Origin of the sequence: Methanobacterium subterraneum (assembly GCF_002813695.1) — an archaeon.
GTDB classification, from domain to species: Archaea; Methanobacteriota; Methanobacteria; order Methanobacteriales; family Methanobacteriaceae; genus Methanobacterium; species Methanobacterium subterraneum.
Genome location: NZ_CP017768.1, coordinates 965098 through 978590, shown reverse-complemented (window position 1 = coordinate 978590; position 13493 = coordinate 965098). Strand labels below are relative to the sequence as shown.

Here is a 13493-nt window from a genome sequence, read left to right as displayed (position 1 = left end):
ATTTAACTGTCTATATGGGTTTCCCAATGTGGGCTGTTTAATTGGGTTTCCTTTTTAATCCATTCTCTTGTGGAGGGTTAGAATATTCTTCCCCTCCTGGTACTCGTAGTGAACCTGGTCCACGTTTTTCTTAATAAGGAAAATTCCCAATCCACCGGGTTCTTTTTCTTCAATTCCCTTAGAAATATCAGGGTCCTCTTTTCCCAAGGGATTAAACCGGTTTCCAGAGTCTATTAACTGTACCATGATCTGTAAGGGGTCCTCATCTATAATCAGGCGCACGGTTATTTCTTCATCTCTTGTTTCTTCAGGTGCGGTTATTTCTTCCTGCACAGTAATTTCTTCCTGCCGAGTTATTTCTTCCTGTACGGTTATCTTTTCATGATTGGTTATTCCTTCCTGCGGGATTATCTCTTCCTGTGGGATTATTTTTTCCTTGTTGAGTTGGTAAGCATAGCTGGCAATGTTTACGAATGCTTCTTCCACAGAAAGTTCCAAGCGGAGCAGTGCAGTGGCATTGTACGGGAATGGCTCCAACTTCCGTCCTATAAATTCCAGTACACGACTAAGGTTTTCTTTGCGTGCCGGTACTGTTATCTGGTCCATCTGATATCTCCCTTTCATTTACCTTGACGTTGATCCCCGGATTTTAGGCCCTCTCCTAAACTCTTATCCTTTATTTTTACCCTTATTCTTTCTATTTTATTTTATTCATTTTTTTTTAATCGGGTGGTACGGCTTTGTTTAGTTTAAGGGTTCTGTTTCTTTAATGGTTAAAACATCGGAAAATCCAGTGGTTTCAAAGATCTCCATTACCATGTCGTTCACATTTTCTATCACCAGTGTGCCCTGCTGGTTCATGGTCTTCTGGGTGGAGAGGATCAGGCGCAGCCCTGCACTGGAAATATATTTCAGATCACTAAAATCAAATACCAGATCCCCCACACCGGGAAGAGCTTCCTTTAATTCTTTCTCCAGCTCCGGGGCGGTGTTGGTATCAAGCCTGCCATCTAATTTTATGGTTAATTTGTTCCCTTCTCTAGTCTTCTCAATGTTCATCCTTTCACCATGGAAACGGTAATTTATTGATTTTTAAGTAATTCACAAATCTTGCTCAGGTTAATGTTTTATCTTTTAATGCTAATCACTGTACTGTTTAAACCTATCAACCGGGCGTAACTTATTTCATGGGCTATCTTCTGCAGAACTTCAATACTCTCAAAGGAGCCCATATCCTCCGGTGTATAAGTGGAGGGGTCGAATTCGGTTCCCGTGTCCTTGAAGGCAATGGTAATATGTTCATCCCCAATTTTAGTCAGAATATCCATGTACTCCATTTTATCCTGGTTGTAGTTGATTATATTCACCGCCATCTCCTCCACTGCCATACCAATGAGGACAGCAGTCCTGGGGTCCACCCCGTTTTCCTGGGTAAAGTCAATGAGCTTCTGGGATATGCCCACTGCATCACTCAGGGAATTTTTTATGGTCACATCCAGAACCGGAGCATCATGGTAACTGCCCATGAGGAAGAACCCGGAAAGCTCACCCCTGGACCGTTGGGCAATTAACCGGGTGGACAGGTAGATCAGTATTATGGTACCAACCTCTGCCAGGAGGAATGACACCCACACTCCATCAATACCCATAACCCCGGAGAGAAGGTAAGCCAGAGACACAGGTAGAATCAATCCCTCGGTTATGGATATCAGGAAGGATAATTTTCCCTGCTTTATGGCCTGGGTGTAGAACATCATCAGGAAGGTCACCGCAGTGCCCATGATGCTCAGGGAAAGTATACGCAGGGCATTCACCCCCACAACTAAGTCCACCGGGTCGCTCACCCCGAAGAGGTGGAGTAGGGTGCTGGGGAAGGCCAGTAACAGGGCAGTGAACACCACCCCGGTGACTAACACTATCTTCAGTGAGGTGTTGAGGGTGTACCAAACCCCGTAGTAATCCTTCTCCTGGAAGTAAATGGAGACAATGGGGGACATGGATTGTGAGGTTCCAATGAGGAACATGTAGATAATGTAGAGGCTGTTGTAGAAAACCGAGAATGCAGTTAAACCAGGTTTACCAGCATAGAGTAGGATGAAGGTGTTGATGAAGAAGAGTTTCACTGTTAAGAATAGTTGCATGGAGGCCGGGGGAAATCCCAGCTTCACAATATCCCCCACCAGGTAGAGTTTGCACTTGGCCAGGGAGATGAAGTGCATGGTCCTCTCCTTGTGGAAGAAGTACTGCATGATGAATATGGTCCCCACGGTGTACCCGGTGATGGTGGCCAGGGCTGCTCCCTGAATATCCATCCCCAGGACCAGGATGTAAAAGAGGTCCAATGCCAGGTTAACGATGTTGGATATTAGGAGGGCGTAGAAGGATAATCTGGGCATTCCATCAGCACGTATGAAGTAGGCGATGCCCATAAGGAAGAAGAGCAGGGGAGATCCCATGAAGTAAACCCCCAGGAATCTTTCAACCAGCACGGCCAGTTGGGGGTTGCTGGTGAGGGCAGCCACCAGTTGGTCCATGAACACCAGTCCCAGGGACGAGAAGCATAATCCCACCAGGATCAAAAGCACGATGGAGATGGTGAAGTACATGTCACTCTTCTCCTGGTTACGCTCTGCCTTGGAAACCGCGCTGAGCAGGGAACCACCCAGGCCGATCATCCAGTACACCAGGTTGATGAAGGTGATGATAGGGGCGATGAGGGCCATGGCTGAGATATTGATGGGTCCCAGGGTGTTACCCACGATGAGGGTGTCCATGAAGGTGCTGAGGTTCATGGCCATGGACATGAGTAGGGTGGGCAGGAAAAATTCCCTGAACTTGGCCCTAACCAGATTGTAGCTTCTTTCGTACATGTAGTAATTCCTCTTATTCTAGATTAATTATCGTATTTTGGTTGATATTCTTTTATTCTGGATTAAATTCTTCTTCTTTTTATCCATCAAAGTAGTTTTTATCCGTCAAAGTAGTTTTTATCAATCAAAGAAGTTCATCTCCTTCAGGTACTGGATAAACATTACCAGGTATTCATCATTTATGAGGGGCCATTTATATCCTAAACGGTAGAGTATCTGGGTGGTGTAATCGTTATCCACCTCCACCAGACCCCGGCCCTCACCTTTACCCATCCCCATGGCGGTTACCAGTCCACTGATGGCATCCTGTTTCGTCTCATCTTCCCTGGACCGGGCGAAGCTTTCTCTAAATTCATCTTCCTCTGACCCGGAGATTGCCAGTCCCACCTCCCTCATCATATCCACAATATCCCCGATGTAGATCTGGTGACTGTTGTAAACATGGAAAACACAACACTCCCGGGGTGCCTGTGAAAGTAGCAGGATAGCCCGTGCTGCCATATCTATGGGTGTGAGCTCCACCTTACCACCTAAAACCTGGTATGGTATTTCCCCTATTGCAGCGTAGGCCCTCAGGCGCTTGATGAAGGCATTGGTTTCGAAGTTTATCTGGAATTCACTGTCAGACTGCCGGGCCATGAGGTTACCCATCCGCATTATCTTGGCATTTAATCCCTCACTAACTGCTTCCAACACCACCCTCTCCGCCAGGAACTTGCTGCTGAGGTACTTGTTATCCAGTAGCTGGCCCACATATAAGGTTTTCTCATCAAATACCGTGTCCAGTGGTGGTACATTATCCACACTCTCCCCGGCCACACTGGTGGTGGAGACCTGTATATATTTACAGTCCTTTTTCCGGGCAAAATCCACCCCGTTAACCACTCCTCCAATATTTATATCTTCGATCTGGGTTCCGGGAGCGAAGTGCTTCACATTGGCGGCACAGTTGATCACCGTGTCTATATCCAGGCCCCGGGATTTTTCAAAGTCTGCTTTACTGGTAACATCCCCCTCAATAACATGGATCCTGGTACCGAAAAGTTCCTCATAGTTTTCACTGAAGTAGTAGAAGAGGAGGGTTTTAAGCCGGTCCTCAGGATTGGTACGCCTACCCCTCCGGAGCATGCAGTAAATAGTGCCTTTTTCGTTTTCTAAAAACTCCCGTAGGACGTGTATCCCTAAAAAGCCAGTGGCCCCGGTTAATAAAACATTACCCAAACTCTCTTTATCCAGTTTCACAAAGTTTTCTATGGTGTTATTTTCCAGGATCTTATTAAGAGCATCATAGGAGTATTCTTCATGTTCCTGGACAGATTTTTCTGCTTCATTTATGAACTGGGCCAGTTTCCGGGCTGTGGGATGGGCGAAAACATCCCCATATTTTATTTCGTATCCCTGGTTCAGGGCTTCAATGGTGATCTTGGTCACCAGGAGTGAGGTTCCACCCAGTTCAAAGAAGTCATCGGTAGCCCCCACATCAGGCACGTCCAGAATCTCACTGAAGGACTGGGTGAAGAATTTTTCAATACTATTCTCCGGTGCTACGTATATTCGTTCTTTTAAAACCGGTTCCGGTAAATTTTTAACATCAGTTTTACCATTGGGTGTCTGGGGCATCTGTTCCAGGTGCATGAATACGGTGGGCACCATGTACTTGGTCAGCCTCTTTTTGAGTTCTTTTTTCAGATCCTCCACATCAATGTCCATGGTGCTGGTGAAGTAGGCGCAGAGGTGTTCCTGTCCCTGGACTGGTTTAACCAGGACGGTCACTGACTTTATACCATGATAGTCGGAGATTGCACTTTCAATCTCCCCAATTTCGATTCGCAGACCCCTCAACTTGATCTGGTTATCCAGACGTCCGAATATATGGTACTCGCCGTTTTTATCCCTGCTGGCAAAGTCCCCACTCCTGTAGTAGGGGATGCCGTGGCGGGTGATGAACTGTTTCTGGTTGAGTTCCTCCCGGTTCCAGTATCCCCGGGCCACCCCCATTCCACCCACGTACAACTCCCCGATTACTCCACTGGGGAGGGGGTTACCATCCAGGTCCATGACTTCCTCGTAAACATTCAGGAGGGGTTTACCCACATTGATGTTTCCTGAATCAGTGATGCGGGTGGTGTTGCAGGATATGGTGGTCTCAGTGGGTCCGTAAACATTGTATATCTCCCCGGCACTGCAGCTTTCCAGTTTTTTATGTAGCTGTGGGGGATAGGGTTCTCCACCGATACTGATGATCTTACACTTGGACACTGCTTCACACATACCATCCACTTCCAGGTACTGTAACATCCTGGATGGTGTGGCAAAGAAGGAATCCACTTCGGCTCGGTTAAACAGTTTAACCAGTTCCAGGGGGTTCCTGGTTTCCTCGTCACTGGCCAGTACCAGGGTGCGGCTGTTCAGGAGGCTGATCATGACCTCGTGCAGGAAGGCATCAAAGGCTACGGTGGTGATGGAGAGCATATTCCGGCCCTTATTTACAAAGGCATGGGCAAAACAGTTTTCCGGATCCGGGGAGGCGTAATTGGTGATATTGGCATGGGTTAACATCACCCCCTTCGGGAGGCCAGTGGAGCCAGAAGTATAGATAAGGTAACAGAGGTTCTCTGGGGATAGATTTGGTTCCAGGTTTTTTATTGATTGATTTGGTTCCAGGTTCTCAACTGGTTGATCAGGATTTAGTTGATCAGGATTTAGATTTTCTTCACTTCCCTCTTTTAGTGGGTTCTCTTCAATCCCTTCTCTTAGTAATTCATCCACACTGATGGCCTGGGGTAAATCAATGGTGTTGAAGTTGTAATCGGTGATAATGTACCGGGCATCACTGTCCTTAAGGACGTGTTTCACCCTATCCTCCGGATACTCGGGGTCCACGGGTATGAAGGCACAGCCGGCCTTAACAATACCGAACATGGTGGCGATCAGTCGACTGTCACGTTTCAGGATGAACATTACCCGGTCCTCCACCCCCACACCCCTTATAACCAGGCCGTGGGCAATGCGGTTGGCCATCTGGTTGATTTCATGGTAAGTGAACTCCCCATCCTCTGCTATCAGGGCCACTTTATCCCTGCTTTTGGTGACCTGTTTTTCAAATAACTTATTCACCAGTGGCTCGCTCACTGGTTTCATCTGGAACATTCCCTGTTCACCAGCCACCAGGCCAGGTTCACCAGCCACCAGGGAAACATCACTTAAACGGGCATTAGGGTCCTCTATCAGCTTGTTCACCATTAATTCCAGGCTTTTTATAAAGGTCTCCATGAGTTCCTGTGAATAGAGGGCATCGTTGTACTGGCTGAAGAGGTAGAACCGGGAACCAGTGTCGGTTACATTAACACTGGCCTTGAACTTCAGTGCCTCGTATTCCAGGCTTTCCCTCTCCAGGGTCTGTCCATTCATGGTTATTTCCTCAATGATCTTCCCGTGATAGGCGTATAAAAACTCGGGGAACAGGTCGTACTTATCGGAAATCTTGGTGAAGGGGTACACATCATATTTCAGGACATCCAGCCAGGTTTCCTCCACCTGGCTGAAGAACTGGGTGACGGTGGAGGTACTGTCAATATTCAGGGCTATGGGCAGGGTTTTAACCATCATGGCCAATGTCTTCTGGAACAAGGGATTGCTCCGGCCATTGGATATGGTAGAAATTAGAATATCACGGTTGTAAACAAATTTACTTAAAGTGAAGAGGGTTGCCGCTAAAAACAGGTTATTGGGGGTGATGGAATTATTTTTACAATAGTTTTCCACCTGTTTTTTATCTAAAGACACCCCCACCTCACCTAACTCACCTTTCTCTTCTTTCCCCTTGAGATCCGGGGAGATGACCGTGGCACTGTCAAACTCCGCCACTTTTCCCTCAAAGTATTCCCGGGCCTGGCTGTAGATCTGGCTTTTTTCAATGTCCTGTTCCTCTAGGCTGAGGTCATACCCGTCATACTCCTCAGCATCCACCACCCGGTCATCGTAGATCGCCCCCAGGTCATTGAAAAGGAGGTTCAAGGATGTTCCATCCACCATCAGGTGGTGGAAGTCTGATAAGAGTATGGTTTCATCCTGGTGGGTGTAAATTTTAAACCGGAACAACGGACCCTCGAATAGGGAGAATGGTTGTATAAACTCATTTATCACATCATCATCCACCCGACCTTTTATAACTTCAATGGTGACCTGGAAGATATCCCTTCGTTCCTGGTAGATTTCACCATCATGCATAACCAGGCGCATTTTAAGGTATGGGTGTTTTTCAACCAGTTCCTCCAATGATTTTTTCAACCTATCCACCGAGATTTCTTTAAAGCGTATCATTTTGGGCAGGTTGTAGGTCAGTTTTTCCGGGTTTTTAACACAGTCAAAGTACACTCCCAGCTGGTTCTGGGTCAGGGGATAATAGTCCATTACTGGGTATTCCTTACGGGTAACTGCCGCTGATGTTTCCACCTCCCTGGCTATTTCCCTTATGTTCCGGGCGCGCATGATACTGGTTACATTGACCTTAAACCCCAGTTTTTGGGAGATCATAGTCACCAGTTTGAGCACCGATAGGGAGGTGAGGCCTAACTGGAAGAGATCAGTGGTCACCCCGAAACTGGTGGTGTCCAGTATATTTGAACACATCCCTAGGAGATCCTTCTCTAACTCTGTTTCTGGTGTTATAACTTCATCCACCAGGTAATCATCAGGGTCTGGGAAGTTCCTAAGATCGGCCTTTCCATTGAAGGTCATGGGGAACTGGTCCATCCTCACCAGGTAGGAGGGAACCATGTACTGGGGTAATCTATCCAGTAGATATTTCCTTAAAAGGGTGGTGTCCACTGGCTTCTTCTCGGTGAAGTAGGCGCAGAGGTGTTCAGTGCCGTGCACCTCCCTTACCAGTACAAAGGCGGATTTAACACCATCATAACCGGTGATTGTATTTTCAATCTCCCCGAGTTCGATTCGCAGTCCCCGGAGTTTGATCTGGGTGTCCATCCTGCCCAGGACATATAACTCCCCGTTACTGTCGCGCTTGGCCAGGTCTCCGGTGTTGTAGTAGCGGAGGCCGTTGTAGTTTATGAAGCGTTCCTGGGTGAGTTCATCATTATTCCAGTAGCCCCGGGCCACTCCCGCCCCGGCCACGTAGAGCTCACCCACCACATTGTAGGGTAGGGGGTTGGTGTCTATGTCCATGATCCGGTCGGTGACATTTAAAAGGGGTGCCCCGGCGGATATATCATCGCTGGTGAGGAGTTTACCATGGGAGGCAATGGTGATCTCGGTGGGGCCGTAGGAGTTGTAGATCTCGGCGAAGGTGTACCTGGAGAGGGTGTTGTAAAGCTGGGGAGGGAAGGTCTCTCCACCTACGATGATCACCTTGCAGCGGGGCATGGTTTTCTGTACTTCCTCCATTTCCAGGTACTGCAGGAGCCGGGTGGGTGTGGCACCAAATGCATCGGCCCCAGTTTCCTCGAAGAGTTTCACCAGTTCCAGGGGATTCACAGCCTGTTCCTCACTGGCAAAAACCACTGGCATTCCATTGGTGAGGGTGGCCAGCATTTCCCTTAAAAATACAATGAAGGACACCGTGGATATGGATATCATCTTACGGGCCCGAGTAACCAGGGCATGGATGGGAATGTTTTCCGGATGGGGGGACACGTAGTTGGTGATACCCCGATGGTTCAGCATAACACCCTTGGGTTTGCCAGTGGAACCAGAGGTGTAAATAAGGTAACACAGGTTCTCCGGCGAGAGATCCGGTTCCGGGTTGTTCTCATCTTCTTCGGTGAGCAGTTCATCCACACTAACTGCCTGGGGCAGGTTAATGGTAACGTTATCGTGATTGGTGATGATGTAACGGGCATCACTATCCCTGATGATCTCCTTTATCCTTTCTTCAGGGTAATCCGGGTCCACGGGTATGAAGGCACAGCCGGCCTTGACAATACCCAGCATGGTGGCCACCAGGCGGCTGTCACGCTTTAATATGAACATAACCCGGTCTTCCAAATCCACCCCGCGTTTGATAAGTGCATTGGCTATGCGGTTGGCCTTCCGGTTAAGATCATGATAGGTGAACTGTCCATCCTGGGCAATTAAAGCAACTTCCTCCCTGTTCTTTTCCACCTGTTTTTCAAAGAACCGGTTTAGGAGGGGTTCCTCCGCCGGGTTCAGGTGGAAGTTTTCCTCCTGACCATCGTCATCTTGTAGGGCAATATCCTCCAGCATTACCGGTTGTTCCATCAGTTTATTCACCAGGGTGGCCATGCTCTCGGTGAAGGTAAGGCTTAGATCATCTGAGTAAAGGGCATCATTATAAAAAAGTGTTATTTTAAACTCATCCTCCTTTTCGGAAACATTAACCACCATTCTGGGTGTTTTTAAATCATCATGTCGGTATGGGTCTGGACTGTATAGGGGGTCTTCTCTGTACGGTGAGTCTTTACTGTACGGGGAACCGTAATTGTATAAAAATTCGGGTAAAATGTAATGTTCACTCTTAACCCTGGTGAAGGGATAATAATCATAGCTGGTGACCTGGGTGAAGGAATCATGTACAGTATTTAAAAATTCCAGTACTGATTTACCGGTGTCAATCTTAAGGTAAAGGGGTAATTCCTGTAGTTTATCATGGTTAATAGATTCTGGTAATTCCTGTAGCTGGTGTTTCCTTTTTTGTGAGTTATTCCCTTTATGTTGTTCATTCCTTTGTGAGTTATTTATTGAACCTATGGGGGAATTATCTGAAATAATGGAGATTAAAATATCCTTACTGAAGACGAATTTAACCAGGGCAAAGAGGGTGGCTGCTAAGAATAGGTCACTGGGGTTTATTCCATTTTCATGGCAAAATTCGTTTATTACTCCTTTTCCCATGGAAACTGCACTTTCCGGGTAGTTTCCCTCTTCTTCCTTACCACTTAAATCAGGGCTGATGGTGGTGGCACCGTCACTTCCCTGCAGCATATCTTTGAAATATTCACCAGCCCGGTGGTAGGGGCTGGTCTCTACCTCCAGTTCACCCCCGGTGATATGGGGGTTATTGGCAATTTGGTGGATGAGTTTTTCCAAACCCTCCACCAGCCTTTTGATTTCTTCCCGGGAAAAGCAGTCCCTATTGTATTCAATGGTTAAAAGCTGCAGGCCATCCTTATCATCCAGTGAGGGGTTCACCCGTATGTGGAAGGGAAATTCACTCTTGGAACTATGGAACAGGTACTCCAGGGGTGCATCGGTTGAATTGGATACTATGGAGTACATGGATAGCATAGCCGGGTCAATACCTTTCTTCTGTAGTTTAGGCCCGTAAATGTTGAAGGAAAGCTTTCCATGGGTCAATCCATCCTTCACCACCGACTTGGTGTAGAGCAGGGTTTCTTTAAAGGACCGGTTTTCATCATAACCAAGCCGGAGGGGCATCATATTCACGAACATGCCCAGCATTTCCCGGGTGTCCTCTCCAAAGTCCCGGCCGTGGTACACACTGTTCCAGACCAGGTCATCAGTGTGGGTGCTCCGGGCAAAGTAGAGGGAAACCAGAGACAAGGCCAGTATGAAGGGAGAAATCCGTTCCCCATCAACAGAGTACAGGTCTTTTAACCGGTCCCTTAAATCCCCATCCAAGTGGAAATTTTCCCGGCTGATACCCAGATCAGAGGAGGAGTACCAGTCATGGTGATATCCATCCAGGTTAGATAGCCAGAACTCTTCATCCTGCTGGGCTTCTCCACTGGATAGGTATTCTTTTTCCTTTTCCACATATTCCCTGTAGGAAACTGGTTTGAACTGGTATTCTTTTCCCTTTTTCAGGGTCTCTATGCAGTCTTCCAGTTCCCTGGCCAGGATGGATAGGGAAGTACCGTCCATTATGAGGTGGTGAACCCGCCCCAGCACAATCAACTCTTCCCTGGTTTTAAGGAGCTGGAACTCATAAAGAGGGGAATCGAAAATTTCCTTAAAGGTTTTAAGGGAAAATTCATGGATATACTGGTTTATTTCATCTTCAACCTCACCAGTCAGGTCAATAATTGAAAATACAGTATTTTCATCCTCCTTATTTTTATCCCCAGTATTTCCATCCTCTCTATTTTTATCCTCAGTATTTTCATCCATTTCATCAGAGGAATGTGGACTGTTTTCTCCCTTTTCAGCAGTGGTAACTGAACCTTCTTCATCAGCATAATACTGTGAAAAGTTCATATTTTCATCTTTCCTCATGCGGAGTTGAAGATTTCCACTTATAAGGATGGATAAAGCTTTTTTAACATGTTCTTCGTCTTCAAGTGGAAATCTGGATTTGAATGAGATGATGTAAGATTCGTTTCCATGGTTGCTGATCTCGGTTATTATGGTCCTTTTCTGGGCATTGGATAGATCGAAACAATCCACAGTTAAATCCCCCTCTGGTGTTGGCTCTTTATTTCCATGGTTTCCCTCTCGGTTTCCCTCAATAAATCGTCTAAACTGATTAAATTTGGCTTTGAATTTGGCTTTGAATTTGGCTTTGAATTTGCTTCCTGGTTAATTTTACCTTCTGAACACACCGCCAGCATGTACTCATCCCCAGCCACGCTCCAAACTCCAAATTCCGGTTGTTTGTCAGCTAATTCCAATCCACCGGTGTTTTCATTCCGTGTTTTAACTCTTATCCTAGCACCCTTATCCCGAGAGCTATTGTTGATATCTATGGAGAATTCGTCAAGGGCCATGCGGAATCCCAGGCCAGTCATTTTCATGTAACTCTCCTTTAAAACCCAAAACTGGAAAAAAGCTCTCTCTTGACGGGGGCTGTTCTGGATATGCTTGTATTCACTGCCGAAAAAATAGTGCCTGGCTATGTCTAGCTCTGCATCTTGGATGTGTTCAATATCCACTCCTACTGGAGAATCAGTAACTGCACAGGCCACGTAGTCCTCGGAGTGAGAGAGGTTAAAATGAACATGGGGATGGTTCCCTAAAAAAGGTTTACCATATTTATCATGGTCGAATACCGGATTAGAAATGCCAATTTGATTTAAAGAATATTTTAAAAGAAGTTCTGCACCTATGGATAATTTTTTATCCTTCTGATGGATGTATCTGGCTGTTTTTTCAAGCCTCTCCAAAGATACAGCATGATGGGCCTGATTTATGTCCAGCTTTGAAACATCAGTGTAATATAACAGCATGGCACTACCCTAAATTTATTAACACATACTTTATGGGCTTTAATCTAATTACCAGCACTATAACATATATATTTGGCGGACCACCTATGAATCTTATAAAAAGGGGATTACCACCGGATCTAGCGGTGTACTTGGGAATTTAGAACTAATACTTAGAAATTTAGAACTATACATTGAAAATAATCTGCGATATACTTAAAAAAATTGAGGAAAAAATCAAAAAAATCATCACTTTTTTATTATAGGGTAAAAATCATTTTTCTATTATTAGGGGTAATCATTTTTTTAATTAGTAGGTGGTAATCACTTGAATTATCAAGTGGTATCTTCTTAGAAAAAAATTATGTACTCTGAATGAAGGATATTCTAGATGGTGTTCATATTTAAATAATTTATATTGGAATCAAAAATAAATAAAAAATTAACTCTTTTTAAAGAATTACAATACTTCCCCACATTTAACCATGAAAAACCTTTATATAATACTTAATAGTTAAAAAAATAGGTTTATAATAAATATTATCAGAAACTACGGAGTGGTGAACATTTCTAAACAGAAATCACATGTTAAATCCAGGGTATCATATTACACTAAAATAACCTTTCTGGGGGTAATTATTCTATTAATGGGGATCATGGGATTGGTATTATTAATCAGGATCTCAGGGTTTATTCTATTAACCGGGATATGGGGATTTCTACAGTTATCCTTACTCGCCTTACTGGTCATCACCGGGCTAATCATATCTAGATATGGGTGGTCTAAACGCCGAACCTGGAGTAGGGGTGCTAAGGGTGAGAAGATAGTGGCTAAAAAGCTCAAGAAATTACCTAAAAAGTACACGGCTATTCGGGATGTTAAGATACCAAATTTGGGTGGTGATATTGACCATGTGGTGGTGGGACCCACCGGGGTCTACGTTATTGAAACCAAAAATTACAAGCCAACCTACATCCCAGATGAGGACTGCTGGTACCATACCTCCGGCAGAGTATCCCCACAAAACCCTGCCAAACAGGTGAAATTACAGGTCTCAAAGTTGAATGTTTTTCTAAAAAATAAACTGGGTAAAAAATTAAATAAAACAGCCATAAATCCAGTAATATCTCCAATAAACCATAATCTAATCCTTAAAAAAGATATAAAATCGTATGAAATCGTTTACCCTGAAGATCTAGTTTCTTACCTTTCCCACGGGCGGAAAATTCTGAGTTCTAAGGAAGTTAAGGAGATAATTAATATCTTAGCTAAGTATGGTAGAATAAAATAGATGCTTAATATACCTCAGGCAGAGTATCTCCACAAAACTCTGCAAAACAGGTGAAATTAGAATCATCCAAATTGAATGATCTTCTCAAACCCAAATTGGGTAAAAAATTCAATAAAGCATCCATAATTCTTTATTGAACATTTTATTAAACTATAATTTTCAGTACAAACATTACGAACATGTAAAAAAAT

Annotated in this window: 6 protein-coding genes; 1 reads left to right on the top strand and 5 read right to left on the bottom strand. The window is 45.1% G+C overall.

The genetic code is table 11. From position 1 onward, the window contains the following. Nucleotides 1-54: 54 nt before the first annotated feature. The 5 genes from BK009_RS04595 to BK009_RS04575 form a co-directional block, all read right to left on the bottom strand. Complete coding sequence (locus tag BK009_RS04595) at nucleotides 55-606, bottom strand: ATP-binding protein (RefSeq protein WP_100909156.1); 552 nt, start codon at nucleotides 604-606, stop codon at nucleotides 55-57. A gap of 138 nt (nucleotides 607-744) precedes the next feature. After that, the gene (locus BK009_RS04590) at nucleotides 745-1059 is read right to left on the bottom strand and encodes an STAS domain-containing protein (protein WP_100906089.1); all 315 of its coding nucleotides are present in this window, start codon (nucleotides 1057-1059) and stop codon (nucleotides 745-747) included. Between the two features lie 68 nt (nucleotides 1060-1127). Further along, entirely contained in the window at nucleotides 1128-2870 is a 1743-nt protein-coding gene (locus BK009_RS04585) for an MATE family efflux transporter (RefSeq protein WP_100909155.1), read from the bottom strand. Nucleotides 2871-2990: 120 nt separating this feature from the next. Next, entirely contained in the window at nucleotides 2991-11252 is an 8262-nt protein-coding gene (locus BK009_RS04580; RefSeq protein WP_100909154.1) for a non-ribosomal peptide synthetase, read from the bottom strand. Between the two features lie 2 nt (nucleotides 11253-11254). Continuing rightward, nucleotides 11255-12031, bottom strand: a complete 777-nt coding sequence (locus BK009_RS04575; RefSeq protein ID WP_100909153.1) for a 4'-phosphopantetheinyl transferase family protein — start codon at nucleotides 12029-12031, stop codon at nucleotides 11255-11257. A 635-nt stretch (nucleotides 12032-12666) separates the two neighbouring features. On the opposite strand from BK009_RS04575, the gene BK009_RS04570 reads away from it, so the two are divergent. Beyond that, complete coding sequence (locus BK009_RS04570) at nucleotides 12667-13302, top strand: nuclease-related domain-containing protein (protein WP_232728035.1); 636 nt, start codon at nucleotides 12667-12669, stop codon at nucleotides 13300-13302. The last annotated feature ends 191 nt before the right edge of the window (nucleotides 13303-13493 follow it).

Excerpts from the sequence above, each read along its gene's own strand:
- BK009_RS04595 (WP_100909156.1), bottom strand. The coding sequence starts at position 606 with ATGGACCAGATAACAGTACCGGCACGCAAAGAAAACCTTAGTCGTGTA.
- BK009_RS04590 (WP_100906089.1), bottom strand. The coding sequence starts at position 1,059 with ATGAACATTGAGAAGACTAGAGAAGGGAACAAATTAACCATAAAATTA.
- BK009_RS04585 (WP_100909155.1), bottom strand. The coding sequence starts at position 2,870 with ATGTACGAAAGAAGCTACAATCTGGTTAGGGCCAAGTTCAGGGAATTT.
- BK009_RS04575 (WP_100909153.1), bottom strand. The coding sequence starts at position 12,031 with ATGCTGTTATATTACACTGATGTTTCAAAGCTGGACATAAATCAGGCC.
- BK009_RS04570 (WP_232728035.1), top strand. The coding sequence starts at position 12,667 with ATGGGATTGGTATTATTAATCAGGATCTCAGGGTTTATTCTATTAACC.